Origin of the sequence: Mixta theicola (assembly GCF_002895925.1) — a bacterium.
In the GTDB taxonomy this organism is placed as follows: domain Bacteria; phylum Pseudomonadota; class Gammaproteobacteria; order Enterobacterales; family Enterobacteriaceae; genus Mixta; species Mixta theicola.
The window spans coordinates 13,856-40,827 of sequence record NZ_NWUO01000021.1 but is presented as its reverse complement, the minus strand read 5'-3'; the positions used below and the strand labels follow the sequence as shown (position 1 = coordinate 40,827).

Sequence of the window (26,972 nt, the reverse complement as noted above, 5' to 3'; positions counted from 1 at the left end):
ATACCAGGCACCGGCGCAGCCCACGTGTGGCGTCCGGCGGCCCGCAAAGTAGGGCTGTTTCCCATACCAGGCACCGGCGCACCGCTGCAGCGCCCGGCGGCCATTAAAGTAGGGCTGTTTCCCATACCGGGCACCGGCGCGTCCGTTGCAGCGCCCGGCGGCCATTAAAGTAGGGGTGTTTCCCATACTAGGCACCGGCGCACCCGCTGCAGCGCCCGACGGCCACTAAAGTAGGGCTGTTTCCCACACCGGGCAGCGGCGCGCCCGCTGTGCCGCAGGTCGGTCAGTAAAGTAGGGCTGTTTCCCACATTGGTCGCTGTGGAGTTCGTTGCCCTACCGGTTAGACTGAGACGTAGGGCTGCTTCCCATATAAGCCGCTCATTTACTTGTCGAAAATTGAATCATCAGGTATTTTAACTTCTTAATATTTTTCTGTCGTACTTTGCTTTTCTCAAGCTGATAATTCTCAATTGTGAGTAATTAATTTTTTCACACTTGGGTATTTTAAATCATTTAATATTACAAGGATTTTATATGGGCGATAAGTTCTCTCCTAGTACTGTTGGAGCTTTGGCTAAGCGTGCAGCTTATATTTGTAGTAATCCAAAATGTCGCAGAATGACAATTGGCCCTGCCAAGGATGACGGTAATTCAATTATGGCTGGCGTTGCTTCTCATATACGCGCAGGTAGTGAGGGAGGGCCGAGGTATGATAAAAATCAATCAGTTTCTGAAAGGAAAAGCATTAAAAATGGCATTTGGCTATGTGGTACTTGTTCCTATATGATTGATAAAAATAATGGCAATGATTATACGGTTCAAGAATTGGAGGATTGGAAAAAGCTCCATGAAGGAATGATTAAGGCTGCGCTTGAAGGTGAGAAAAGAATAGTCTTTAGCATGCTCATTAAGTATGAGGAAGACTTGGATTACATAAGGGATGTGATTGACGTTCTTGGCTATAAAGGCGCATTATTTGAAAACTACGACATTGAAAATCCTTATTATGTTCTATCATCGATAGAGTCTCTGAGGAGAGATCTTTTTATTATTCAAAGATCGGTTAAAGGTGACTCAAAGTTGAAGGTGATTATAGAATCAATGGTTAAGGCTTGTCGTTACTACATGAATCATACGTCAGTCGAGAATGATCATATTAGAATGAATACAGGATTGGGCGCCTTCAGGAAAATGATTGGCCTTAACTTAAAAGAATTAATCAATGAGTATGAGTTTGAGATTATTAATGACGGTTTGTTAAGTATTATTCCATCTGTTGTGGTAATGGATAAAGATGATTGATATCTAATAGAGCCCTCCGAGGTTTATTTTCTTTTAATTGACAATTAATTATTTGTCTTGCTAAGGTAATAAGGCATTAAGTCGTCAACAGACGACCACCAATGGTCTAGCAGCTTGAGAGGATCGCCTTCGGGTAGCTGCAAAAACACTCCTGTAGCCTGAAAGGGAGAACACATCAGTGTGGTACATCTGCCCGCCCCTGGAAGCAGATATCGTCAGAACATGCGCACCTACGACGCGACGATGAGGGTACATTAATCACATCAAAGTCTGGGCTTTCACATACGCTTGGCGTCATCAGATAAGGCATCCTCAACGATGCTTTCTTCACTTACGTTATGAGATTTGTCAGGGATATGCCCTGAGCTACATACGACTTTTGCAATGACGCATAAGCCCATTTGGAACATTTGGGCGCTTGCGGAAGACGCATTAGGAGCATGAAGCTGTGCGGCGTCACTTTGGTTCGAGTGAAACGAGAACAAAGTGACGCGCGCAGCGCATAACGACCAAACCCACGTACAGTGCGGTTTTCAGCATGCTGGCGAAATCTGACGTGCACGTATTACGTGTTTTTAGATGCTCGACTGGCTATTTATCAACCATGACGCGACGTTAACGAACAACCCGTTAAGGGCGTTTTATCAGAAGGAGAATGATCGACTCGGTATCGATGGCGACATCAGGAAACTGGTGTACGGAGGCAGACTGACTGACGTCAGCACGGCGCAAGCCGCAAACAGGTCAGAGACCTGGGGAGCCTCGCAAGAACTCAACATTTCGCCGCCCCGATGCACAGATACCAGTCGAGACGCAGGAAGCGCAAAAGCAACCGTGTCGTCGGGGAAGAGATGTACAGATTCAGAGTCACACTGCTGTGGGGTTGTATGCCTACAGCAGTGGATTCTGAAAGGAGATATGCAGTGTCTGGAAAATTAGGTAAACAGCTCGTCACGCTCGCACGTCAGGGCGGAGGAAGTTTTAAAACGGTTTCTGATCGTTCAAAGATTGCCAGTCGCTTTTCGGAGCGACTGGCAACCCTTAATATTCAGATTCGGGACGTAAGCCATATTAAAACCAAACATGTCGAAAATTATATTCGTAGTCGTCAGGATGAAAATATTTCTTCACGCACCCTGCAAAATGAAATGGCCGCTATACGTTCAATCCTGTCACAAGGCGGCCGTCACGTTCTGGCTAATCCCGCGCATGATAAATTGAGTAATCAGGCGCTGAATATTTCCGGAGCCAGTCGGGAAGGCACTAAAGTTGCCATTTCGGACGAGCGTCTGAGAGAAATTGTTTTAACGGTATCAGAAAAAGACAGGGGGGTTGCGCTAGGGGTTCAGCTCGCCAGATATATCGGGTTACGTGCAGAGGAAACCGTTCAGTCGGCAAAGTCACTAAATACCTGGCGAAAAAGTTTAGAAGACGGAAATAATAATGTGCGCGTTGTGTTTGGTACTAAAGGTGGGCGTCCACGTGATGCAACCATTTTTGAGAAGCAGAAGGTTGTTAACCTGTTAAATGAAGCTATCCGGCACATTGAAAGAAATAACGGAAAGCTAATCGATAAACCAACACTTCATCAGGCACTTGGCCGCTACCATAGAATATTATTTGAAAGTGGAATGACTGGAATTCATGCCCCGCACAGTCTCAGGTATGCTTATTCACAGGATGCCGTAAATCATCATTAGAAAATGGCATGAGTCGCAAAGAGGCTGAGGCTTTAGTTTCAATGGATCTTGGACACGGTGATGGACGTGGTGCTTACGTTGCCCGGGTTTACAACCGGATAGATGAGTCAGATGAATAAAGGGCTCTTGTAATTTGCCTTAAGCAAACGCTATTATTAAAACGCTTCTTACGTTGTCCTCGGACAACCACCAATGGTCTGTAGCTTGAGATGACCGCCTTCGGGTAGCTGCAAACAACACTCCTGTAGCCTGAAAGGGAGAACACATCAGTGTGGTAAATCTGCTCGCCTTTGGAAGCAGATATCGTCAATCACGGCTCCTACTGCCTGGCGATGAAGGTACATTCAACCATCCGGCTCCGGCCTTCGTCCTTCGGGGAAACATTCCCGACAGGGCAAATGTTTCTCTTTTTTTCTGGAGAAACTATGTCCATAACCCGCTCGTTTCTGAATGAGTTGCGTACGCCATTCGATCTGGTCCTTTCCGTTGCAACCCGCGTTGCATCCGAATGTCCAGACCTTAAGGCTGCACTCAGGGGAACATCGTGGCTTGCTTCACCTTCCGGTCATTATGAGTTTCGTTCCCGCGTCTGGTTTGACGATCAACGTTATCACGCCATTGTTATGGCAAGAACGTTGATTGCAGGCCAGCCAGGCGATGAGTTCATTTTCAGCCGGCACGGTGAGCATTTTACACATAAAGCTGCAGCGAAAGCCGCTCAGCATGCCGCGTCTGATGCTGCGACTTTCAGGGTGTTCACCGCTCAGAAGTAACAGCACGGTCGTCTTAACCATACATTCGCTATGCGAATGCCCATCGGGAAACATCTTCCCGACAGGGCAGGTGTTTCCCGCTCGACAGGAGAAACACCATGCATACCCTTTTATTACCAACCTCCCTTTCCATAAAAGGCATCTTTTCAGCAGTCTCTGCTGCAGCGTCATCCCTGCGGGATCGCGTCGCGGCCGGCAAAAAAAAAGAAGAGTGGATAATGAACCGGGCTGGCTCACTCAGCTTTAAGGTTCAGGTTCATCAGTTATCGTCAGGAAAATGGACGGCCGGCATACTTACACGTTCCGGCACGTTTTACGGTAATCACCGGTTTGGATCTTTGAAAAAGCCGGATGAGGTATTCCGCTCTTACCGTCAGGCTCGCCGTTTCGCACTGAAGCTGGCGAATCAGATGGCAAACCTGCGTTATGCATATCAGTAAGGGAAAATGGAATATGACTATTTCAACAAACCTGACAGATATGCTGCAGTTAGCTAACTACGAGGGCGACATGCTGACGGCACTAGCCTATCAGCGATTTGGTCTGGACGACCTTGACGAGCAGGTGCACCTCTGTGGTGAGCTGCCAGTCACTATGTCCGTTCAGATTAACGTTATTTACAACCTTGAATTCGGTATGGTTCAGGACCGTTTTCTCAGTCCTGGCTGTGCTGATTTGGTTGAATCCATCCGTGCCATGAGCATCAGGCTCGACCGCGCTTTACATGAACGGATTTCCTTAAATGGACGTTCTGAAGGCCTGGGCGATCTGGCAATTGGCCGATTAGAATCTTTCTAATCTGACTTAACCCTGTGGGGATTTATTCCCCATCAGGGGGATAAATCCCCTTTTTTTGAGGATTTATCATGACACCAATCTCCGTACCGCCCCAACACGTTACCTATACCGTGAAGCAGAGCGGATGGATATCACCGAGCCAGTGGCACAGTTTTACCCTGGCAGTCACTGAAGCATTCTGGCTGTTACCGGTACATCTCCGTCCTTGCTCGCCAGGTGACGGTACTCGTCTGGAACGCGCGTCCATGATGTTTACTCACCCCGAGGCTTTTGAATTCGTTGGAAAAGACGAAGGGAATTACATTGCCAGAAGCGTGATGTTTACCCTGGATATGAGCCCTGATTTGCGTATTGAAACGGAAGGTCAGCCCATCGACTTCTTCACGCGGATTGCGCTGATGATGCTATATCACCATTGCTCAGGCTGCTTTGAGATAACGTCATCAGCCGGCGGCGTCAGCTGGGCGCTTCCGGTTCGCTGGGCAATACGGCACCAACTGATTGCGGACAGTGATACTCCTCAGCCTTTCAGCACGGAAGGTTTCATTACCGGCGCAGCTGATGAACTGCTAATCAGAAGCGTTTCCGGGGGGGAACGTCCGTTTACGACGGCTGACTGGGGGCTGATTTCAGAACTTGAGTTCGCGCTCGAAGAACTGAAAGCCGGCAAACGCTGATCCGGCAATCGATCTAACTTAACCCAACGGGGATTTACCTCCCTGTGGGCGGTAGATCCCCTTTTTAATGGAGATTTACCATGGCACATACACCAACCGAGCCTCTGGTCCTTCCGGGTGTTTACCAGTTTGAGCAGGGAGCGTCCATAAATGATGAACAGTGGTTCAGATTTACCGACGCAGTTAAAGAAGCCTTCTGGCTTCTTCCCGCTCAGCTCCGGCCTTATAAGCAGCTGGGTTTTGACATGAACCGCGCTTCAGAGCTTTTTGACGAAGAGGGTTCGGTCACGTTCAACCATAAGGACGGCGAAGGCTACTGCCTCAATCCGTTCTATCTCAGGCAGACGCTTTCGGATAATTTTCGGCCATACCGTAAAGTGGAAAGCCAGCGATGCAAACAGGATTTATTCGTGCGCATCGTGCTGGTTCTTCTGCATAACCTATGCCCCGAAAGCTATTACATAACCAGTTCCTGTCCGCAAAGCTGGCGTTTCGCGCAGCGATGGTTGGCATGGAATATGGATATGTTTACCAAAGCACCTGAAAACATACCGGCATCGTTTGTTATACCCGGTGCAATTGAACACCTGCTGCTGGTAAAAACCTCCGGTCCCGGCAAGCAGGTCACCACTGAAGAGTGGGAAGCCATATCAGGCATTGAGTTCTGGCTTGCTCAGCAGCACAACAGCTGACCTGTTTACCCATCCTTCCGGGATTTGCTCTCCGGAAGGAGACAGATCCCGCTATTACAGCAGGTGATCCTATGTTTACTTTCAACAGTGACGCGCTCGCGCAGCTGTTTCATGAAACTTACCATCAGGCTATGTCAGTCAGGCTTGTTATTTGTTCGCAGGAAGGTTTGTTCCTGGAGTTCAGGAACGGATTACCCGGTCAGCTTTTCTACCGCAAAGAGCGCATTTATGCCCTTGAATACAGCGGTGGGAGTACCGATCCGGGCGTGCAGGTAGAACTGAATTTTGGTCAGATCTCTGAGACGTTCGATCTGACTGTAGATGACCCGGCCTTTTTCAGTCCCATAACGCCGGCAGACAGGGTGGTTGTTCTGTCTGTCCGTTCACCCTATCAGCTGAAGCGCAAAACCATCAGCTGGCTCAGTCAGCGTAAACTCGCGCTGTTCTGTGAACGGATCGACCTGATGAGGACTTCGGATTTTTGTGACTGCAGCTGCGATGAAGAGCGGGCCCGGTGGTTCGGTTCGGCAGCTTCAATGCTTGAAGAAGCAATGTTTACTGACAGTAAGCGGCATGACCGCCACGCGTTCTATCATTCAAGGCGGCAACTCCGGTTGCGGCTGAACAGCATAACCGCCGACGGAAAGATTATTTCACCGGTGCGTTAACCACTTTCCCTGACGGGCGTATTTCTCGCCCGTAAGGGGAGGGATGCGCCCTTTTTTCATTTAAGGAACATCCCATGACCAAACCAACCAAAACCCGTCGCACGAAGAAAACTGAGAGCGTCGATCTGTACCAGAAGGTCACTGACCGTATCGTTGAGGCACTGGAGAACGGCGTCGCGCCATGGAAAAAACCGTGGCGCACTGCTTGCCGCTACGCTGCAGCGGGTCCGTTACCGGTTAATGCCTTAACCGGTAAGCCTTACAGCGGCGTGAACGTGCTGCTGTTATGGCTGGCCGCAGAGGAAAAAGGATACAGCACCGATCGCTGGGTAACGTATCGTCAGGCGCAGGAGCTGGGCGGTCAGGTTCGCAAAGGTGAAACGTCATCAGAGGCCATTATCTTCAGACCTTTTGAAAAGCAGGCTGAGGATGCCAGCGGAAACAAGCTGTTTGATTCCGACGGTAAGCCGCTGATGGAATCGCGGGCCATGATAAAGCCTAACTTCCTGTTTAACGTCGGGCAGTGTGACGGTTTACCGGACAGTGTTGCGGCTGTACCGCATGAATCTCCCGTAGCTGAATACCCCGGCACGATCGACTGGCCGACGGAAAAACGGATATGTGAGATTGTGCATATGGCGGGCGTTAAGGTTGAGTTCAGATTACAGAACCGGGCCTGTTACGCCAGACACACTGATTCCATACTGATGCCGAAGGCTGAACAGTTTTTTACCCACGCCGACTACTTCAGCACGCTGCTGCATGAAGTTGTACACGCCACCGGCCATGAGTCACGACTGAACCGCGAAGGCATAACCAAACCGTCGAAAACGTTCGGTGATCCGGTGTATGCGTTTGAGGAGCTGATAGCGGAGATGGGCAGCGCGTTTCTCTGCGCCCGGCTCGGTGTGTTTGGCGATGTTCAGCACGACAGCTACATAAAATCGTGGCTTGAGGTACTGAAGTCGGACAAAAAAGCACTCTTTCGTGCCTGCCGGCACGCGAGAGAAGCGTCAGAGTTTTTACTGCAGTTAGATCAACGTGCGGCTGAAGCTGCATAACACACCAACCCGGCATCGTTAAGTAAACACGTTGCCGTCCCGTGAGGGCATTGTTCCTCACGGGACAGTGCCCTCTTTTTTTTGAAAGAAGAGGAATTAACCATGTCAGACTGGTGCCATAACCGTTTAGAAATCACCGGAAAATCCGCGCTCATCAGCATCATGGAGGAGTGGATCAGCGGTGAAGCCGTACCGCTTTACCGTCACGCCGTCATGCGCAGCATAAAGCTGTTTCTGGCGGGGTGTGGCGGCCTGCTACGCCCGGTTAAAACGGAGTCATTTCCTCCGTTTCCCGGGTTAATGCAGAGCGGAACGGGACAGGGCACGCCAGCCAACCTGGCGTTTGAGCAGTGGCTCGGTTTACTGCGCAGTGACGTACCGCTTGACGGGGAGCATCTGCGTAAAATTGAGCGGCTTTACCATCAGTCGGGTATCGACGCGATCCGCTGGGACAGTATTCCGGACGTTTCACGCAGACACATCGCGCGACTCATTGAGGAACGCTATGCAGACTGGTTTGGTATTGCCACGCTTTCACGGGAAATCGATCCGGGTCAGTGCTGGGAGCGACTGAGTCAGCTGCCTGACAGGGCGCAACCCTGCGATATGCTGCAGATAATCCCGAGCCGGCTGGCTGCCGAACTGAACGGAAGTGGCGGACTCCTGTCCGGGGCGTCTACGTCCTGCAGCTTCTATTGCCGGCAGTACGGTATGGAGTGGCCGGCAGGTCACAATGTCAGCTGGGAACGTGATGGCGTCAGCAGCATAAAACTTGCGTTTGATTCCGCCTGGTTCCCGCCTGCAGCAGAGGTCATCGCGGCACTGTCATCGACCTTTGACTGTGAAATTCGGCACTGGTACAGCGAGCCTGTTCACGATCTTGACGGTTATGACTGTTACGATCGGGGCGAGCACGTCTGCAGTGCTGAGGCGATTATTGACGAGCTGGACGACGGCAGGCCCGGGCTTCATCTGGTGCCGGTCACTGAACCTTATGAACCAGAAGGTGCAACATCCGTTCACCAGGCGGCACAGGGATGAGCGGCAACAGTGAGTACCTTCGCTGCCGCGTTATTTCGACGGCTCACCTCAGCGCAGAAGACAATGCGCTGCTGGATGAAATCACGACCCGTGAAGTTGGTAACGGTGAGTGGGTCCACTATATCGGCGGGGGCTATCTTCTGCGGCTAACCGCGTGTACCGCGCCGGTTCTGCGGCTGAAAGAAGCCGGGTTATCGAAAGAAGCCCGCCGCGTGATCGCTTCACTGATGCGTTCGGATGCCGTGGAAATCCTGATTTTTGAATCAGGGGCTCCGGAGGCGGAAGGATTCACCACGTACAGCTGGTAACCAGAAAAGGCAGGCCGTAGGGCTTGCCTCACACCCTGAGGGGAACACCTCCTCAGGGGCGTGTTCCCCTTTTTTTTATGGAGAACACGCATGACTTTTATCAACCATCGCAGCGCATTCCTGAGGATTTTTAACACCACGGCCCGTTATCATCACCGGCACAAAGTGTTTGAGGACTTCGTCAGCTGCGCGGCCATTGCGCTGCACAACGGCGTTGCGCACGATGCAGAGCTGGAAAAGCAGTATCTGAGCATAATTGCCGGCTACGAGAAGGAAGACGTCACCCGGATGGCTGAGTTACTGGGTCACGTCGTGATGGCGCTCGATCAGGAACGTTGTGATTTTCTCGGCAGCGTTTTTATGGAGCTTGAGCTGGGAGATAAGTATCGCGGCCAGTTTTTCACGCCGTGGGACGTATCGCGAATGATGGCATCAGTGCAGCTTTCCGGCATCGATGCGCTGATGCAGGGAAAAGATTTCATTACCCTGCAGGAACCGGCGAGCGGTGCAGGTTGTATGGTCATCGCCTTCGCTGAAGAGTTTGCTCAGCGCGGTTACACGGTCTCAGAACAGCTGTGGGTGTCGGTGACGGACGTTGATCCGCTGGCCGCCAGTATGTCCTATATACAGCTCTCGCTCTGCGGCATTGCGGCAGAGGTTGTGACCGGAAACGCGCTGACGCTTGAACGGCGTCGCACGCTTTACACCCCGCTGCACTACACCGCCAGGTGGGCAGCAAAACTCGGCAGTGCAGAGCAACGCGCAGCCTGACCATAACGCCTCTCCGGAGGCGTTTTTTTTTTGCGGGTCAGTATAGAGTTTGCGGTGGATACCACCTCCCCGGCAGGGCATGGTTCATGGCATGACGCTGACGGAGGTACTGAATACATGCAACCCACGCAGGAGCAGGCACAGATCATCGCCTGGAAAGGCACAAAACTTGTCGTTACGGCGTTTGCCGGCACGGGCAAAACGTCAACGCTTGAAGCCTACGCGCTGGCAAACCCCACGGAGCGGATGCTTTATCTCGCTTACAATCGCGCGATCAGGGAGGAGTCCGAGCGTCGTTTTCCTTTTAACGTCGAGTGCAGAACGTTTCATCAACTGGCATGGCCGACGTTCGGGCGGCACTTTCAGGCGCGGCTAACCACGTCTCTGCGCGTAACGGATATTGCGCGGCTGCTCAACACCCGTCACTGGCTGCTGGCACGCACTGCGCTGAACACGCTTAACACCTTTCTGTACAGCGCCGACGGGGAAATTTCATTTCTGCATCTGCCCGATGAGAGCGATCGGGGCGGGCTGGACACGGGCAAAATACTCGGCGCTGCACAGGTCATATGGCACGAAATGACCCGGATGGATTCACATTTTCCGGTAACGCATGACACCTATCTTAAGCTTTATCAGCTGTCCGTTCCGGAGCTGAACAAGAAATGGGACGTGATCCTTTTCGATGAAGCGCAGGATGCGAATCCGGTGACCAGTCAGTTTGTTCTCAGCCAGCCCTGTCGCATTATCCTTGTCGGCGATCGTTATCAGCAGATATATCGCTTCAGGGGAGCGGAAAACGCTCTCGTTTCTCAGCAGCTGGAGACTGCAGACAGGCTGTGGCTGACGAACAGCTTCCGGTTTGGTCCGGCGGTCGCAGACGTTGCGAATACCCTGCTTGCCGGGGCGGGGGAAACCCGCCGGATCTGCGGCCTCGGCGGTGAGGACCAGGTTGTAGCCGAACTGCCCGCCGGAACCGCGCACTGTTGCGTTATCAGCCGGACGGTAGCGGGCGTGATTGGCTCAGCTCTTGTAGAGAGCCTGACGGGTAAAAAGGTGTACTGGGTGGGCGGCATGGAGGGATACCGCATTGGTGAACTGGAAGATTTATACTGGCTTTCGGTCGATATGCCCGATCGCATTCAGTCGCCGCAGCTGACGCGCGATTATCGTGACTTTGAAGAATACCGAACCATTGCCAAAGCAACAAAAGATCCGGAAATGGGGCAGGGTGTACGATTGCTGGACATGTACTTTCCACTGCCAATGCTGCTGGCTGTGTTAAAAAAGCAGGCGGTGACGCGCGAAAGCGATGCTGATGTGACGGTCGTGACGGCGCACCGCAGTAAAGGGCTTGAGTGGAACGCGGTCAAAATCAGCGACGATTTTGTTGATATTACCGATCCCCTTTTAAACCCGCGCGAAAAAGAAGATGAGCTGAATCTTCTGTACGTATCGGTGACGCGTGCGCGCAAAATTCTGGTGCCGAATGAGCTGGTCTGCATCGTGACCGGCTGCCTCGATGCACTGAGCGAAGACTCTGAAACGCCGGTCGGAAAGGACTCAGAGAGCGCAGAGGCTGCGCTTACTATCAGCAATGAAGCTGAAATACCAGGGAGCCAGAATGTTCAGTAAGCTCATAACCATGATATCCGGGGGGCAAACTGCGGCTAAGTCAGCGCAGGCTGGCGGTAAGGTTCCGCCGGGATATTTCGCGCCACAGTCAGCCGCAGAGCTGCTTTCTTCCCCGCATCGTAAGCTCCTTCTCAGGCAAATCTGGGATAACACGTCATTGCCTGAGGAGATTTATAACCGGCTTTACCTGGCACCGCTGAAAAGACTCGCTGAGTGCGTACAAAACGTGCCGGCCAGCGCTGAAGGTGAATGGAGTAAAGAGGGCGGATACATAGATCTCACCCTGAAGTTTACCGCCTGCAGCGTCAGGCTGGCGAAAGGGCATATGTTTCCTCCGGGCGCGGCACCTGAGGAACAGGCCGCTAAAAACACGCTCTGGAATGCGGTTGTTTTCTGGTCAGCGCTTACCGCGCATCTGCCGCAACTGACGAGGATTGAAGGTGAATTACTGGACGGACAATGCTGGATCCCCGGTATGTCAGCGCCGGGTGCATCCTATCGATTCCGGATAAGCAATGCAGCTGATTCCGGTACGGCGGCAATGATGGCCGCAAGGCTGTTGCCTGATGACGGGGTCACCTGGCTCTGCGGCGATCGTCAGGCCATGCGGGTGATGGCTTCTCTGGCCGGCGGGGATGCGGCGGCCATGCCGCTTATCAAAGAAATTCTCGACAAAGCGCGAGGAATGAGCGGTTCGCCCGCCGGTTCTGCGCAGACGAGCTTGCCTGCAATGGCCGCTGCGGAGCTGATGCCGGATCCGGGGATGCCGGCAACGGCTTTCCCTTGCGATATTATCAGCGCTGCCCCTGCACTCGCCGGTATCGGGTCGGAAAGTGCAGAGGATCTGGCCTCCGGTCTCGCACCAGTGAACGCAGAATCTCCGTTAACTGCAGATGATGAAACCGGGTCTTTGCCCTCAGCACTTTCAGAAAACTGCGGCGCAGTAACTGAGCAGCCAGTGGATGAAAAAACGGCTGATGATGATACCGCCGTCCTTCTCAGCATGTTTGCTGCAGCTGAACCGGCGGACACCGATGAGGATGAACAGGCGGAGAGAGTAGATACGGCTACTGCAGATGACTGTCTGCCTGTTCAGGATATGAATGAACAGGTAATTGCGGTTCCGGATGAAAGCCCGGAACTTATTCCCGATGCTATGCCGCAGGAAATATTGCCTGTTATCGATTCAGTGCTGGATCAAGCCGACAACGAAAAAGTGGCGTGTGAAAACCCCGTTATTCTCGCTGCACCTGAAAGCAGTGATACAGGTAATCCTGGCGAACAGTTTTTATTGTGGCTTCGAGAGTCAGTTAATAATAAATCCCTCAGCGTGAATGAGAATGACAGTCTGCTTCATGCAGTGAGTGGGTTTATGTTTATTTCCCTGCCGGGCGCGGCTTTTAAATTCATTGAAGAAACAGGCATTGATAATGATCGCCGGGCTGTTCAGGCGTCATTTGAAAAGAATGGCGTATTGCATATGCGTAACGATAAACGTTTCTTCAGGGTGCGAATATATGAATCTGAAGGGCTGGAAGGTAAATATCAAAAACGGAGTGGATATTTAGTCCGTCTCTCTTTATTTTATCAGGCAGGAAAGGATAAGGTTAAAGATAGCCGATATATTTTGATTGAAAATTGACCGGGGAACCCGGCAGGGTTCCCTTAGAAAATTCAGGCAGGAATAGCATTTTTCACTGCATCAGGAACACAGGGTCTGCCGTTAGCGATACACGTAGCTATGAATACGGCTTCTGCATACACAACATCATTAACCAGTATTTGCTGAACAAAATTGACGCGGCTGCGCTTCTCATTCGCCTGTAGGGCGCATGTAACCTGCATTTCATCCCCTTGCTGCAGACTCTTTTTAAAGCGCATCGTGTATTCCAGGATCATGTGAAGGCGTCCTTCAGCGAACTCCTGTTCCAGATCCAGCCCCAGTTCCTCTTTCATAAAGGCGTGGCGCGTCCACTCCATGTAGAAGGGATAATACAGTCCATCCACAACACCCTGAAAATCAACGTGCTTTTCGTCTACAGAATAGGTTTTGGTAAACATTATAAGTCCTTAAAGTAGTTCAGTAGTGCAAACCGCATTGGCAGTATCAGATTTTCAAATTCCTTTTGCGAGGTGTCAGCCCCGGTGCAGATATTAAGCGCCATACTCATATCATTCTCTATACCATATATAAAGCTAATACCATGATATATATTATGTTCTTTCCTTTGCGCATCAATAATATTGTTTTTTTCATTGCGCAAGGCGTCATCCCAGATAACGGTGCTAACATCACCTTTGCTTATTTTTGTAAGCTCAATCCCCATCCTTATTAATAAACTGTCTTTATACTTGCCTTCGTAATAAAATTTATTATCCCAATCGGCGTAGCCGTTGCTTTGATGGGCTGAAATGTTGTTATTAACAACAAGTAATGTAGATATGTATGTAGTGTGCTCAAATTTATCGAGAAAATTTATTACCTCATTGCTGCACTGGTGAAATTTTAGTTTCACTTCTTTTGAATCCATTTGACTCTCCGGCACTCATAAATATCGCTTTTTAGTAGTGTTATGCTTTGGTTGCCTTCCAAAATAATTGATTTTTCATCCATTACTTTCAGAACACCAATATGTAATCCATTTACACTTTTCACATAACACAATTTGTTGTTATTAGGGTCGATATTTGTGACCGTTGATACAATACAGAACTCTCCGAAACTTACGTATGGTTCACCATACATGCCGCCAATTTGAACCAGCTCAACGTCTGGTAGTTGGCGGCTTGCAAGGATGAAAAGCGTGTCTTCGTCTAGTTTCGCATATTCAGTGAACTGCGGAGGGAATCCTTCCCCCGTCATGATCCATTGACCATGTACTTGCAGACCATTCTTGGTGAAAAACTCAGCAATTATATGTATTACATCCATTCTACGGGCAGGAACTGAACCGTCAGATTCCCAGCGTGTGTAGGTGGTGTAAGACAGGTCCATGTTTTTTTGCTGTATGTAACTCACAACTTCCTGTGGTGTAGTACCCGTCGCAGCCCTGCAACACTTAAGTCTCTTCTCAATCGTGTCTAACATTCGCATTCCTTAACGGAAATTATTGCAATGATTTTAAAGGAAAAAATTGCTTAGGTTTCGGGAATAATTCCTTATGAATGGTAAAAAATTGCATAAAAGCCATTAGAAGTGGTAATATGTAAACAGTTAATAAAATTAGTGTTAAACATTATCATAAAATGACCTTTTCTTGGCGCTTTTTAAGTGAGAAGTGAGGGCATAACCCACTCAGGAGCTATCTGAAAGGGTTTTTGAGCAATCAGGGTTCCGATCCGTTTTAGCAATTTGATGTTCCTTTCCCGGCATTTGGGTTAAGGAAAATCCTAAGTAAAACTTATCTTGGAGATGATATGCCCCCACAACATCAATCACGCGCACCGGCCCCCATCATTTATATAGGTCCAGTAAGACGTAACAATCTGGAAGGGTGTGCAGTAAAACTTACTCATTCATCAGGTCGCGTCATAAGCGCTTCGAAAATTGTTCAAGGTCTTATCGACGCTTATTTAGATGTATACGTACGTGAACTAACTGCAAAGCCTGCAATTACGTAACACGCTCATTATCCATAGCTCAGCAAATCCACATGTTTTGTGGAGGGATAGACTCATGCCTAATCAGCCCGGCACACAGTTAGCTGTACCTTATTCAACGCAAGCCGAACAATGTGTTCTGGGTGCGTTGATGCTGGATAATGACCGTTGGGATGAAATAAACATCCTACTGACAGCTCAAGATTTCTTTATCGCTGCCCATCGTCACGTATTTAAGGCGATGAGCAGCTTGTCTTTATTATCCCAGCCCATTGACCTGATAACCCTTAGCGAAAAGTTGGAGCATGACGGTGCGCTTGAGCAAAGTGGTGGCTTTGCTTACTTAGCGGAATTGAGCAAGAACACTCCTTCAGCTGCAAACATTCTTGGTTATGCAGGTGTAATCATTGAAAAGAGCCGGTTACGTACTCTGCAGGTTATCGGCAATAGCCTTGTAGCTGATATCCAGGTTAATCGGCTCAGTTCACAAAAAGTCGCAGAACAAGCTGAAAATGCGCTCTTCCGGCTTCATGAGCAGGGCACAAACGCAAACGAGTGCGAATCAGAGATTATGGTTGCCCTTGATCAAGTGCTCAGCAAACTCGAAGTAGCTACTGCAACAGAAAACGGTATCACTGGAACGTCAACAGGCATGGCTGAATTGGACTTCATGACATGTGGCTTGCAACCAGGTGATCTGATTATCCTCGCTGCACGCCCCTCAATGGGTAAAACCGCTCTGGCTGTTAGTTGGTGCATCAGTGCAATAGAAAATAAGCCTCAAGACGCTGTCTTTATTTTTAGTATTGAAATGCCAACTGATCAGCTAACTATGCGCATGCTATCGATGCGCAGCCGTGTTGACCTGACCAAACTTCGTAGTGGCAACCTGAGCGATGAAGATTGGGGGCGCATCAGCCAGGGTGCAACTGAATTGGCAGCGTGGCGCGATCGACTTATCATTGATGACAACAGCTTCCAGACTCCGGCGACGCTACGTACCCGTGCGCGTCGCTATGTTCGTAAGTACGGCAAGCCTGCCTTAATCATGGTCGATTATTTACAGCTTATGCGATGCCCGGATATGGAAAACCGCACGCAGGAAATCGCCGAGATTTCCCGTTCGCTCAAGGCGCTTGGCAAAGAGCTCGACTGTCCCATTCTTGCTCTGTCACAGCTCAACCGTCAGGTAGAACAGCGTGCTGACAAACGTCCGAACAATGGTGATCTTCGCGATTCAGGGGCACTTGAGCAGGATGCTGATCTGATTGCATTTATTTATCGCGATGAAGTCTACCACGCTAACACTGCGCATCCCGGCCAGGCTGAAATCATTATCAGCAAACAGCGTCAAGGCCCTACCGGCACCATCAAAACCCAGTTTGACAGCAGGTTTACTCTCTTCAGTGAATATCCTGAAGGTGGGTATGACTTTGGTTACGATTTCAGGAGTGCTGGTCAATGAATAAACTTCAACTGGTAGAAAACTCGTCTGATAGTAATAACAATCTAGCCAGGGCTTTCACTCTTGATGAGCTTTGTGTGAATCCAGATAATCCGCGCAAAAGCCGTAATCCTTTGTTTGATGATCTCAAAGCATCTATTCGCGCGCGCGGTCTTAATTCTGTGCCGTTGGTGACGCGCGATCCCCGTCTTCCCGAAGGTAAGTGGACTTTTAGTGATGGCGGGAACACGCGTTACACCATCATGCGTGAACTTTGGGATGAGACAGGTGACCCACGTTTTTTCAGAATGACCTGCATTGAAAAACCGTGGCCTGGGCGCTTCCAATGCCTTGCGGGGCATCTCGCTGAAAATGAAACTCATGGGCAGTTAACTTTCATCGATAAAGCTATCTCTGTTAGTGAAGCGCGGTTATTGCTCGAGGAAGAACGTGGGGGAAAAATCTCTTTGCGTGATCTTGCCGTTGAACTAACTAACAGCGGCCTGCCCGTACATTTTTCCAGTGTTAGCCGAATGGAAGATGTGGTGACAAATATCTATCCCTGGATGCCTGTATTGCTTGCATCCGGCTTTGGTGGACGTGAGCTTAGAAAATTGCTCAAACTTCGTCACGGAGCTGAAAAAGTTTGGGATAAGTATCAGTTTGAAAAGAATGCTTGTACAGAAGCCGATTTCACAAATGTATTTGGTGAGTGCTGCCGTAAATTTGATGATCCTGAACTTTGGTCAATTGAAATGTTCACTGATGAACTTATTGGCGACCTCACAGATGCGTTTCCATGCGATGACCTTGACTATGATGGCTGGCTGCTTGAGCTACGTGGTGCTGACAAAGTAAAAGTAGAACCTGCTGAAGACATTACTTTTGCTGTTTCTTCTGTTTTATCGGCCAATTCTTCAACGGTTGCAAATGACGATGTAGCTGAACTCAGTCAGCTGTCTGATGAATTGACTCCAGGCGTTTCAACCCTGTTTGAGGATGATAGCCCAGGCGCAGAGCAATCTACGACAAAGGATCTATCTAAGGATTTATCTGCTGTAGTAAAAGAAGATGAATCGCATGCTATACAAGGTCCGGATGATTCTTTACCGGCTGTTGCTCAACCTGAAATCCATTCGCTCTGGCACGTCAGTGCCCTTCAGGATGACATTGAGCATTTGCAAAGCATGGCCTGGCGTCTGAGCTGGGATATTGCCAGTGCACATGACTGTGGTAATTCGTTAACACCTGCCAGCGAAAACGCATCACAGTCGGGTTACCGGCTTTCTGTGCCTGTTGATGCTGCTCCTCTTGTAGCCTTATTTCTTGCTTCGCTGACAGATGATACGGGTTATCAGGATGCTGCGAATCTCACTTCTGAATTGCTGATCGGGTCATCTGAATCAGCCAAACCTGTTTTTGATGACGAGCAAACCCTGACTGTGTTTCGGCTAATCAGGATCCTTCGTCGTCTCCGCGAACTGCAGCGCAAAAGTGCTGCTTCCATTGTTCCTGCAAATGAAGGGTAACTGATGAACACGAACCTCTCCCGGGCTGCTAACGGCTTCCTGCTTGACTTAGTTATGGAACTCAAAAATGGGTTTATACGGCGCTGTGACAAAATGGGGCTTACGTCTGAAGAGATTGCCACGCTGAAAGATATGACCATTGAAGATATTCATTACATCATCAATAGCGAGGTTTCTGTCCTTTCGTTTCAGATAAACCAGGACAATCTGGCCCGGCTGATGACGCAAGCCAGGGAAGAACAAACGCGCAAGCAACGTATTGATCGCGCACTTGCTCTGGGTGGTTCCATTAAGCTCATGGAGCATTTTTTCGGGCTGATGAGTAATGACGTTGCAGCACGTCGCAGGATAGCCGGCATAAAAGTTCGTGCAGGTCGTGGAACCGTTCTTAGCGATGAACAGAGTACGGAGCTGTGGGAAATTTGGGCGGCAAATGACAATAAAACACTTCGTAGCGAAACGGATGAGGGGCTGGATCTGATGCTGCTTGCCGCTGAACAAATGGGTATATCTCTTACTGCAGTCTGGAACACTGTTCTCAAGTGGGAGAGTGAAAATCTGACCGCGGCCACGCGGAGAAGAGCATGAGTTTTAACCGGCGGAGTGCGTTCACTGTAATCAGATGGGGGCAGGATGCGATTTAAAGAGATCATACCGGGCCTGAAAGCCCCGGCGACTGTTCCGGCGTCACTGTCTAAAAAAGCGGTCAGCGCGGTTCAACGATTCTGGCACGGAGAGCGTAACTATAAGCGCCTGAATGAAAACCGGACGGGCTATTACAAGATTGATCTCGGTCCGTTCTGGCGACTGCTCAGCCGTGATGAAGGGCGCACCTGGGAGATAATGAATCATGAGCGCTATAACACGGCTATGCGTAACTGAAGCATAGTCAGAATGCTGAGCGATGAGCCTTTAGCGGCACATTGCTCAGCATTTTTTTTATTCAGAAGGTGAAGAATGACATTACCGGATGACAGCCTTATCCATCAGGCAGTCACAAAATTAACTGATCGGCTGACCGCGCGTTTGCCGGAAGAACAGAATAGCTATGTCCGTGGTGGTCTGTTGTTCACGGGTAACATACACGATGCTATGCCCCGCCGGTTGCTTCTGGATCAGCGTCTCTCCCCGCTTGATAAAATGGGATGGATAATTATCCGCCTGCACGCTTTGAGCAATGACGGTGCCGTTTTTCCCTCTTATGAAGAATTGCAGCTGCAGCTGGCAACGCCGGGTAAAGGCAGGGCATCAAAAGAGACCATCAGCCGGATACTTCTGATGTTACGCATCACGGGCTGGCTCAGCCTCTGCAAACGCGTCAGGGATGAAAAGGGAAGGGTAAGAGGAAATATTTATGCGCAGCATGATGAGCCATTGTCATTTGCTGATGCGGAAATGTTCGACCCGCACTGGCTTAAAACAGTGGCTGAAGCCTGCCTGAGCAGTAACCGGACCATCAGCGCCACGGCAAAAACAATCATCAGTGAAATCCGGCTTGATCCCACAATGCTCCATCATCGCAGTCATCTCCAGATGATTGAGGCCCGTCTGGGATCAGCCCAAAGTCCTGAAGAATTGACCTGCCGTGCCGCGCCCGGACAGACAGGGCTCTCACCGGGTTCGGATTCCGAACTCAGCTTAAAAATGCATGCTCAGCAACCCGGTTCGGATTCCGAACACAGTGAGAGTGCCGGGAATAACAGCCGGGTTCGGAATCCGAACAGTTACGTACGTAGTCTTACTAATAATACAGATAAAACATACGTAACCGGTTCGGTTTGCCTGCCAGATGACTTCGCCTCACTGCTGAAACCAGCAGACCGGGACATGGTTAATCGCCAACTGCAGGCGCTGTCGCCTGAGCGGTCTGCCCTGGTGCTGTCGAATGTTATTCGTGCACAGCGTGAAGGCAGCCTGCAAAACCCGCTTGGCTGGTTGCTGACGGTGCTTAAAAAGGCCCGGCAGGGGGAGCTTTATCCTGCAGAAAACGTACGAATAGTATCTGATCACATGAGCCCGTCATCGCGCCCTGAACTGCGCCCTTTTAAGCCTTCCCGACCTGATAGCCGGCAGACGTGCAGTGAAGAGCGCGTGAAAGAAATCGTTCAGAGTCTTCGAATGTTTGTTGGAGCTCAGAGAAATGATTAGGCAGCCAGCGGAGTCACAAAAACGAGCAGTGTTGCACGGTGCAGGGTAGGTTAAAAAGTGAGCAATGTTGCACGGTGCAACAGCGGTTAAAAAACGATCAGCGATGTACCGTGCAACAGAGGTCATTAATTAAGCGTCACAGGCAGCGAACAAATTTTACTTTTCGAATATCTGATTTCGAATTGTCTACGGTCCTCTCAGGAATGAGGATCGCCATTTAACTTACGAAAGCCTTTGCCAATCAGGAGACAGCTATGGCCGAACAGACAACCCCTCAAACAACGCCCCGGCGATCTGGCGGATTAGTATCCACGCTGACTGTCGAGCTGCATTCGCATTATGCAATCAGGCTCTGGGAAGGGCGCAATCGATCTGATGAGAAATCTAAGGCCGAAAAACGTCCCAAAATTCTGGGGATGCCGGAAGCGATTTCGCGGGCAGGGTTCGCCGGGCGTGATGCAGCGGCCGGCAACCCCTATGGTGATGCGTTGCTGGTCAATCTTGAAGAGGCCATTAAGCTGGCGACTGAGAAGGTGGAAGAGCAAGTCAAAAAGATAGAAACCATTACAGCCGCCATTCCGGCAGGTATCACCATATCTGAAGTGACATCTTCCGAGCCGCTGAACCTTGATGTATTCAGCCGTTCCCCCCTTGGTTATCGCTGTGTCTGGCTGTTAGTGCATTACGACCAGCTGGCGCTGAAAGCCTTCCGGGCATTCCATTACGGCCTGATCTCCCGTTCACAGCGCGATGATTTCCTTGAAAAAGGGAGTAAAGCGATACGTGTTGTCTACGGGTTGATTCAGAACTACCGGACCGTGCCGGTGACATACGAGGATATCCGCCATAAAACGGCGCGGGGTCTGGCTGCCATAGAGCGTCTGGGTGAACCCGATCCTGCCGTTATGTCAGGTAAAAAACGTTCTTCATTCTCTCCACTTTCTGCCGTTACCTCAGAGGACGATTAATTTGAACCGGATGATTACTGCGGGCGTTATCTGCGCCCTTCTCAGTGGCTGTGCAGGCTCTGACTTTGCCAGCATCAACAAAAATATCAGCGATACCGCTTTCAGTATCAGTAAAACCCTGCGTGGCAGTGATTCGGATTCTATGGATTCCGGCAACGGTATGCCGGTACTGACAAAAGCATCAGGATCTGGCGGGGAAAGTGCCAGCAAACAGTTCAGCGTGCCGGTAGATATCGATACGGCCGCCGCGCGATTAAAGCGCCACTACGGCTATGTGAGTGCGGATGAAATTGAACGTATTCGTTCAAGGGATCGTAACAGCCGCTGGAGTGCCGCTGCCATTGAGGACGCTCATCCAGTGTGGGAATCCGTTCCGGGGAGCTCCTATCGTATGGGCAGCGATGTGGGTGACAACGACCATATGGATATCGAGCTTGAAAAGAACGGTTCCGGTACGCGGGTATATGTGACATACAAATCACCCGTGGCATCGCACCTTACCGGCAGCGCGTTCAACAACGTTGTGTCTCAGGTCCGCCAGGTTGCTTCTGGTCAGGCACGCTAAAACCGGAGGCCGGCATGCAGCTTTATCTATGTGAAAAACCCTCTCAGGCCAAAGATATTGCCCGCGTGCTGGGCGTCAGCCAGCGCGGCCAGGGGTGTATTACCGGCGGTAACATTACGGTCACGTGGGCAGTTGGCCATCTGCTGGAAACGGCCACGCCCGAAACCTATGGCGAGCAGTTTGGTCGCCCGTGGCGCACAGAGGTGCTGCCGATCATCCCGGACCGCTGGCAGATGACCGTCAAGAAAGACACTTCCGATCAGTTTGGCGTTATCAAAAAACTGCTGAAACAGGCCAGTGAGGTAGTCATCGCAACCGATGCCGATCGCGAAGGTGAGGTGATCGCGCGTGAGCTGATGGATTACTGCAATTACACCGGTGCCGTGCGCCGGCTGTGGCTCTCCGCGCTGGATGAGGCCAGCATCAAAAAAGCCCTCAGTGAAATGCTGTCGGGCGACAAGACCGAAAAACTGTATCAGGCAGGTATTGGCCGCTCGCGGGCGGACTGGCTTATCGGGATGAACCTGACGCGGCTTTATACCCTTAAGGCCGGTGAAGCCGGGTTATCGGAGGTGTTTTCCGTGGGCAGGGTGCAGACGCCCACGCTCGCTATAGTGGTTAACCGGGATCTTGAAATTGCCGGCTTCACGCCAAAGCCCTGGTGGAAAGTCAGAGCGCAGCTTGAAAAAGACGGTATCCGTTTTGAGGCTGAATGGGTTGCTGCGGAGCAATACTGTGATGATGAAAAACGGTGCGTAAATCAGCAGATTGCACAGGCCGTTCAGCAGCTCTGCCTGAAAACCGGGAACGGCAGGGTGATTTCCGTTGAGAAAAAGCGGGCTAAAACGCCGGCACCACTCTGTTTTTCCCTCGGCGATCTTCAGGAAGCCTGCAACAGGAAATGGGGTTTCGGCGCTAATGAGGTCTTGTCTATAGCCCAGTCGCTGTATGAAACGCACAAAGCGACGACCTATCCGCGAACAGACTGTGGTTATCTGCCAGTATCGATGCGGGAAGAGGTCAGTGACGTTCTCCAGGCTGTACAGCATTCAGATCCGGCTATCGGCAGCGAGCTTTCCCGACTTGATACCGCATTTACCTCGCGCGTCTGGAACGACAGGAAAATTACCGCGCACCACGCCATTATTCCGACGCGACAGCCCTTCGACATAGCAAAGCTGAACGCTAAAGAGCTCAAAGTCTACACTCTTATCCGCCTGCACTATCTGGCTCAGTTTATGCCGCTGCAGGAATCCGACGTGACGGATGCCACCTTCAATATCGGTAATCAGCTTTTTCGCACGCGCGGCCGCGTGATGGTTCATGCCGGGTGGAAATCACTGTTCAGGGGGGAGCTGGCAGAAGAGGAAGAGGGTGATAAGGAGTCCGCCGCGCAGCTGCCCGTGCTGGAACAGGGCAATGTCTGCAGCGTCACCGGTGCAGACGTCAAAGATAATGTGACAAAAGCGCCGCCGCACCACACGGAAGGAACGCTTATTGCCGCCATGAAAAACGCCGCCAGCCTGGTCACGGATCCCCAGCTCAGGAAGATACTGCGTGATAACGCAGGGCTCGGTACGGAAGCAACGCGCAGCGGCGTACTGGAAACGCTGTTTAAACGGGGCTTCCTGGAGAAAAAAGGAAAATTCATCATTGCCACGCAGATGGCGCGGGAACTGATCGCTGCCTTGCCAGAGACGCTGACCAGTCCGGGCATGACGGCCCTCTGGGAGCAGGCGCTGGATGATATTGCCCAGGGAAAAAGCGGGCTCAGCGAGTTTATGCAAAAGCAAAGCCAGTGGACCCGGCATCTGGTCGAAAAAGGGCGGGACACTGCCTTTAAGGTCACGGTTCCGGTCGGCCCTGTCTGCCCGCTGTGTGGCGGAGAAACCCATCAGCGTAAGAGTAAGGAAGGTAAATTCTGGGGCTGTGTGAAGTACCCGGACTGTAAGGGAATTGTTGGTGAGACAAACCGTAAAACCCGACGGCAGGCTGCGGGAAAAAGCCGGGGCACTGGTAAAGGCCGCAAAAGCCCGGCTTCTGCGCCGGCTACTCTCAATCTGCAGAGCCAGAAAGGTTGACAGTAGTGACATTTGGCTTAAAAATAAACGTGCTTGTCCGTCGTCTCTGACGACCACCAATGATTCACCGGCCTGAGAGAATCGCCTTCGGGTGGCTGAACATAACACTCCTGTAGCCTGCAAGGGAGAACACATCAGTGTGGTAAATCTGCCCGCCTTTGGAAGCAGATATCGTCAATCACGGCTCCTACTGCCTGGCGATGAAGGTACATTCAACTATCAAGACAGTCAGAATTTAGCTGATTCTGACCCCCGACGGGAATACTTCTCCCGTCCGGGCAGAAGTTTTCTCCGTCGAACCAAATTTGACCTCCATGGAGAAAATATCATGTCTGTAAACAACACCTCTAATGCCAGTAACACCGGTAAATCTAAAGACTACTTCAACCTGACCATCAATGGACTGGGCTATCTCAGCAACGTTCGCCAGGTTAATGCTCAGTCAGGCACCTTTATCAGCTGCGTTATTAACGCACTGTCAGGTCCGAGCGACAGCCCTTCTTATGTGCGTTTTGACGTCACCGTTGCCGGCAAAGAAGCCAGCAGCCTCATAAACCGCTGCCAGAAAGCGGTGGATGAGGATAAGAAAGTGCTGATTGGCTTTGTTCTGAGCAACCCATCAACGGACATTTTTCAGCTGAAAATGGGTGAGCACGCAGGTGAAAGTCGCGTCAGTCTGAAAGCCCGCTTGATTAAGGTGGACTGGCTCAAAATAGGCCAGGACATGGTTTATAAAACTGAACGCGCCGAACCTCATCAGGCACAGAATACTGCTTCACAGCAGCAATCTTACGCTGATAACTCATTCTAAATCCGCTCACCTCAGACCTGCTATAAACAGAGCAGATCTCCTTTCACAGGTAAACCTATGAATATTCAAACAGGCTTTTTAGCCCAGAAATATCTCAACGTGGCGCTTCCGCTGGAAGTTATGCAGTCTGGCCGAGGCTATTATATTGGTACAGCAGATCTGGAAAGCGGTGCACCGGCAACCCGAGAATCTAACGAATATTTTCGTATGAAAATTGACGCTGAAAATGCGCTTAAAGCTAACTTATGGACGCAGAAAGAGCATCCGTAATGGAGGGGGCGGCATAGCACAATATGCCGCTGTTTTATGTTTTCCCTCACTGCCTTTTGATCATTGCAGTAAATTTCACCATAATCCTTTAAAGGTTACTGACGATGCCTGCCATACTACGGCTGAACGGTTTTCGGTTCTTTTTCTACTCCAACGAAGGCAATCCGCGCGAACCTGCTCACATTCATGTGATAAAGGCCGGTACAGAAGCAAAATTTTGGCTGGAGCCGGTTGTAAAACTGGCAAGTAACGATGGATTTGACTCCCGGACGGTAAAAGAGCTGATGACAGTGATAAGGCAACACCAACCCATGTTTCTGGAGGCCTGGAATGATTATTTCAGCTAAGAACGTTCGGTTCGATCATCACACTATGTGGGTCGAACTCTCCGACGAGCGGATAATCGGCGTACCACTTTCATGGTTTCCCCGGCTTCGCAACGCGTCTGCCGAACAGCTGAAAGATTACGAACTGTCTCCCCGTGGTATCCACTGGGACGCACTGGACGAAGATATCTCAATCGATGGCCTGTTACAGGGGCGCGGTGATGTAACGCACCCGCCTCATCAGGTCGCCTGAAGGTGCTGATTAAAAAACGCTGACTCCGGTCGGCGTTTTTTTTTGAAAACGCAAAAAGAGTTGTTGATAGAAGCATGCCGAAGAGTTGCGCACAGTGAAGCCTGTTCTCACTGTACAGGAACTTTTCAGATGAAATTTAACGCCGTCTTTGCCGCTTTACCGCTTGCGCTGCTGGCGGGGTGCGTTCAGCAGCCCCAGAAGCTGCAGGAGCGGGCACCTGCTGAACCGGTTGCCCCGGTCAGCGTATCCCGCAATATCCAGGCATCCGCTGATGATGTTTATGCACGGACGCCGGAAGTGGTTCGCTACGATCGCTACCTGCTGGTCAGCACGGATCCGCAGGCCGTGCAGCGCGACCCCCTCTCACAGATTATTGACGTCCGCATCCCCTCGTCAGTGCAGCCAACCGTGGCTGACGCCATGCGCTATGCCCTGAAGCAGTCCGGCTACTCGCTTTGTCAGACCGGTCCGGCTAACGGCGTGTTGTACCGTCAGCCGCTGCCGGCCGTCCAGTTCCAGCTCGGCCCGATGCGCCTTCGCACCGCGCTGCAGGTACTGGCGGGCCCGGCATGGGAGCTTGAAGTTGATGACGTACAGCGTGTGGTCTGTCACAGCCTGCGTGCCGGTTATCAGTTGCCCGTGACACAGCTGCCGCCGCGTCCTGCCAGCGCCTACGCACCGGCTGCTGGCACTCCATCTTCTGCCAGTTCCTCTCAGGTGATCGCCCCTCGTCCCATTCAGGCCCAGCCTGCTCACGGAGGATGGCTGACAAAATGACCACAGAAACGTCCTTCCCTCACGAAAACGCTGATGACGTTGTTCCGTCATCAGGCGGCAGGTTCAGCGCCGTAAAACGCCGGCTGCCGGCTATAGGACTGACCACGCTTTCCATTGCCGCACTGGGTCTCGCATTCATTTCGCTTCGCGCCGTTGAGTCGCAGGAAAACCGTCTCAGCTACGTCGAGAAACAGCAAAACGTGGTTTACACCCAGGCAGTGGCTAAAACCGATCTTGAACCTCTACAGGCAAACATCAATACGCAGGCCGGGGCGATAAAAAGGCAGCAGGTTCAGCTTGATGCGGTCCGTAAATCGCTCGAAGCCTGGTCTGCCAGAGGATTATCTGAAGCAGTCGGTCAGTTTCGCCAGTCGATCGGTGAGCTGAGCGATTCGCAGACTGCACTGCAGAGCCGTCAGGCTGCACTGGAACAGTCAGTTACTGCGCTGCAGCACCCGCCTCAGAAAGCGCAGCAGGCCACAGCTGAACCCAAAGCGGCAACGCCTGTAAAAAAGCCGGCACCCGCTAAGCCGCACCGGGCAGTCAAAACCGTGGCCCGCAAAGCGCCATTTGTACTGACCGGCGTTGAAAAGCGGGGCACGGAGTCGTTTGCGGCCATCGCGCCGTCGGGATTCAGCTCGCTGGCTGAAGTCCGCCTGATCGGCGAAGGCCAGACCGTTAATGGCTGGACACTTGTTCACGCCGGATACGGGCAGGCTCAATTTCGCGTAAACGGTCGCTTAACGACTATCAACGTTCGCTAACGGAGACGAT

At 51.1% G+C, this 26,972-nt stretch carries 30 protein-coding genes and 1 pseudogene; 28 read left to right on the top strand and 3 right to left on the bottom strand.

Features of this window, described 5'->3' with window-relative positions; all coding sequences use genetic code 11:
• The first annotated feature begins 534 nt into the window (after positions 1–534).
• The 14 genes and pseudogenes from COO59_RS19120 (at position 535) to COO59_RS19055 (ending at position 13,068) form a co-directional block, all read left to right on the top strand.
• On the top strand, positions 535–1,302 hold the full coding sequence (locus tag COO59_RS19120; RefSeq protein ID WP_133158624.1) for a hypothetical protein: 768 nt from the start codon (positions 535–537) through the stop codon (positions 1,300–1,302).
• A gap of 887 nt (positions 1,303–2,189) precedes the next feature.
• Positions 2,190–3,121, top strand: a pseudogene (locus tag COO59_RS19115) (integrase domain-containing protein).
• Between the two features lie 306 nt (positions 3,122–3,427).
• Positions 3,428–3,775, top strand: coding sequence for a hypothetical protein (locus COO59_RS19110; protein WP_103061283.1), 348 nt, complete (start codon positions 3,428–3,430; stop codon positions 3,773–3,775).
• A 98-nt stretch (positions 3,776–3,873) separates the two neighbouring features.
• Positions 3,874–4,215: a hypothetical protein gene (locus COO59_RS19105; protein ID WP_103061282.1), complete on the top strand. Its 342-nt coding sequence runs from the start codon at positions 3,874–3,876 to the stop codon at positions 4,213–4,215.
• A gap of 13 nt (positions 4,216–4,228) precedes the next feature.
• Positions 4,229–4,573 carry a hypothetical protein gene (locus COO59_RS19100; protein WP_103061281.1) on the top strand — a complete coding sequence of 115 codons (345 nt, stop codon included), beginning with the start codon at positions 4,229–4,231 and terminating at the stop codon, positions 4,571–4,573.
• A gap of 68 nt (positions 4,574–4,641) precedes the next feature.
• On the top strand, positions 4,642–5,250 hold the full coding sequence (locus tag COO59_RS19095) for a hypothetical protein (RefSeq protein WP_103061280.1): 609 nt from the start codon (positions 4,642–4,644) through the stop codon (positions 5,248–5,250).
• 80 nt (positions 5,251–5,330) lie between these two features.
• Positions 5,331–5,942: a hypothetical protein gene (locus COO59_RS19090; protein ID WP_103061279.1), complete on the top strand. Its 612-nt coding sequence runs from the start codon at positions 5,331–5,333 to the stop codon at positions 5,940–5,942.
• 71 nt (positions 5,943–6,013) lie between these two features.
• Entirely contained in the window at positions 6,014–6,610 is a 597-nt protein-coding gene (locus COO59_RS19085) for a hypothetical protein (protein ID WP_103061278.1), read from the top strand.
• A gap of 74 nt (positions 6,611–6,684) precedes the next feature.
• The gene (locus tag COO59_RS19080) at positions 6,685–7,671 is read left to right on the top strand and encodes an ArdC family protein (protein WP_103061277.1); all 987 of its coding nucleotides are present in this window, start codon (positions 6,685–6,687) and stop codon (positions 7,669–7,671) included.
• Positions 7,672–7,773: 102 nt separating this feature from the next.
• Positions 7,774–8,712, top strand: coding sequence for a DUF1281 domain-containing protein (locus COO59_RS19075; RefSeq protein ID WP_103061276.1), 939 nt, complete (start codon positions 7,774–7,776; stop codon positions 8,710–8,712).
• The gene (locus tag COO59_RS19070) at positions 8,709–9,020 is read left to right on the top strand and encodes a DUF5983 family protein (RefSeq protein ID WP_103061275.1); all 312 of its coding nucleotides are present in this window, start codon (positions 8,709–8,711) and stop codon (positions 9,018–9,020) included. Before COO59_RS19075 ends, COO59_RS19070 begins: the two co-directional genes overlap by 4 nt.
• Positions 9,021–9,110: 90 nt before the next feature.
• Positions 9,111–9,791 carry an N-6 DNA methylase gene (locus COO59_RS19065; RefSeq protein ID WP_103061274.1) on the top strand — a complete coding sequence of 227 codons (681 nt, stop codon included), beginning with the start codon at positions 9,111–9,113 and terminating at the stop codon, positions 9,789–9,791.
• Between the two features lie 117 nt (positions 9,792–9,908).
• Positions 9,909–11,426, top strand: coding sequence for a UvrD-helicase domain-containing protein (locus COO59_RS19060; RefSeq protein WP_103061273.1), 1,518 nt, complete (start codon positions 9,909–9,911; stop codon positions 11,424–11,426).
• Entirely contained in the window at positions 11,416–13,068 is a 1,653-nt protein-coding gene (locus COO59_RS19055; protein ID WP_103061272.1) for a TraI domain-containing protein, read from the top strand. Before COO59_RS19060 ends, COO59_RS19055 begins: the two co-directional genes overlap by 11 nt.
• Before the next feature lie 32 nt (positions 13,069–13,100).
• Here the strand turns inward: COO59_RS19055 and COO59_RS19050 are convergent, their stop codons facing one another.
• From COO59_RS19050 to COO59_RS19040, 3 genes are read right to left on the bottom strand one after another with little or no spacing between them, the layout of a single operon-like run.
• Positions 13,101–13,487: an acyl-CoA thioesterase gene (locus COO59_RS19050; RefSeq protein WP_103061271.1), complete on the bottom strand. Its 387-nt coding sequence runs from the start codon at positions 13,485–13,487 to the stop codon at positions 13,101–13,103.
• Positions 13,487–13,957 carry a hypothetical protein gene (locus tag COO59_RS19045; RefSeq protein ID WP_103061270.1) on the bottom strand — a complete coding sequence of 157 codons (471 nt, stop codon included), beginning with the start codon at positions 13,955–13,957 and terminating at the stop codon, positions 13,487–13,489. Before COO59_RS19045 ends, COO59_RS19050 begins: the two co-directional genes overlap by 1 nt.
• Positions 13,939–14,514, bottom strand: coding sequence for a hypothetical protein (locus tag COO59_RS19040; protein ID WP_103061269.1), 576 nt, complete (start codon positions 14,512–14,514; stop codon positions 13,939–13,941). The genes COO59_RS19045 and COO59_RS19040 overlap by 19 nt, the downstream gene beginning before the upstream one ends.
• Positions 14,515–15,102: 588 nt before the next feature.
• On the opposite strand from COO59_RS19040, the gene dnaB-PI reads away from it, so the two are divergent.
• From dnaB-PI to COO59_RS18970, 14 genes are all read left to right on the top strand, one after another.
• Positions 15,103–16,491 (top strand): SPI-7-type island replicative DNA helicase, encoded by a 1,389-nt coding sequence (gene dnaB-PI / locus COO59_RS19035; protein ID WP_103061268.1) that lies wholly within the window; start codon positions 15,103–15,105, stop codon positions 16,489–16,491.
• Positions 16,488–17,999, top strand: coding sequence for a ParB family protein (locus COO59_RS19030; RefSeq protein WP_103061267.1), 1,512 nt, complete (start codon positions 16,488–16,490; stop codon positions 17,997–17,999). Before dnaB-PI ends, COO59_RS19030 begins: the two co-directional genes overlap by 4 nt.
• 3 nt (positions 18,000–18,002) lie before the next feature.
• Complete coding sequence (locus COO59_RS19025; protein WP_103061266.1) at positions 18,003–18,587, top strand: DUF2857 domain-containing protein; 585 nt, start codon at positions 18,003–18,005, stop codon at positions 18,585–18,587.
• A gap of 45 nt (positions 18,588–18,632) precedes the next feature.
• On the top strand, positions 18,633–18,881 hold the full coding sequence (locus COO59_RS19020) for a ParE family toxin-like protein (protein ID WP_023285889.1): 249 nt from the start codon (positions 18,633–18,635) through the stop codon (positions 18,879–18,881).
• A 75-nt stretch (positions 18,882–18,956) separates the two neighbouring features.
• The gene (locus COO59_RS19015; protein WP_023285890.1) at positions 18,957–20,147 is read left to right on the top strand and encodes an STY4528 family pathogenicity island replication protein; all 1,191 of its coding nucleotides are present in this window, start codon (positions 18,957–18,959) and stop codon (positions 20,145–20,147) included.
• Between the two features lie 254 nt (positions 20,148–20,401).
• Positions 20,402–21,115 carry a PFL_4669 family integrating conjugative element protein gene (locus tag COO59_RS19010; RefSeq protein WP_023285891.1) on the top strand — a complete coding sequence of 238 codons (714 nt, stop codon included), beginning with the start codon at positions 20,402–20,404 and terminating at the stop codon, positions 21,113–21,115.
• A 10-nt stretch (positions 21,116–21,125) separates the two neighbouring features.
• Positions 21,126–21,680 (top strand): hypothetical protein, encoded by a 555-nt coding sequence (locus COO59_RS19005; RefSeq protein ID WP_032409447.1) that lies wholly within the window; start codon positions 21,126–21,128, stop codon positions 21,678–21,680.
• Between the two features lie 14 nt (positions 21,681–21,694).
• Positions 21,695–23,761, top strand: coding sequence for a DNA topoisomerase III (locus tag COO59_RS19000; RefSeq protein ID WP_023285893.1), 2,067 nt, complete (start codon positions 21,695–21,697; stop codon positions 23,759–23,761).
• Positions 23,762–24,089: 328 nt separating this feature from the next.
• Positions 24,090–24,572 carry an STY4534 family ICE replication protein gene (locus tag COO59_RS18995; RefSeq protein WP_103061265.1) on the top strand — a complete coding sequence of 161 codons (483 nt, stop codon included), beginning with the start codon at positions 24,090–24,092 and terminating at the stop codon, positions 24,570–24,572.
• Between the two features lie 57 nt (positions 24,573–24,629).
• Positions 24,630–24,842 (top strand): hypothetical protein, encoded by a 213-nt coding sequence (locus COO59_RS18990; RefSeq protein WP_023285895.1) that lies wholly within the window; start codon positions 24,630–24,632, stop codon positions 24,840–24,842.
• Positions 24,843–24,946: 104 nt separating this feature from the next.
• Positions 24,947–25,189 carry a DUF4160 domain-containing protein gene (locus COO59_RS18985; protein ID WP_023285896.1) on the top strand — a complete coding sequence of 81 codons (243 nt, stop codon included), beginning with the start codon at positions 24,947–24,949 and terminating at the stop codon, positions 25,187–25,189.
• Positions 25,173–25,421, top strand: coding sequence for a DUF2442 domain-containing protein (locus COO59_RS18980; protein WP_023285897.1), 249 nt, complete (start codon positions 25,173–25,175; stop codon positions 25,419–25,421). The genes COO59_RS18985 and COO59_RS18980 overlap by 17 nt, the downstream gene beginning before the upstream one ends.
• Before the next feature lie 129 nt (positions 25,422–25,550).
• Entirely contained in the window at positions 25,551–26,198 is a 648-nt protein-coding gene (gene pilL2 / locus COO59_RS18975; RefSeq protein ID WP_023285898.1) for a PFGI-1 class ICE element type IV pilus protein PilL2, read from the top strand.
• Positions 26,195–26,962 carry a hypothetical protein gene (locus tag COO59_RS18970; RefSeq protein WP_004181868.1) on the top strand — a complete coding sequence of 256 codons (768 nt, stop codon included), beginning with the start codon at positions 26,195–26,197 and terminating at the stop codon, positions 26,960–26,962. Before pilL2 ends, COO59_RS18970 begins: the two co-directional genes overlap by 4 nt.
• Positions 26,963–26,972 lie beyond the last annotated feature (10 nt).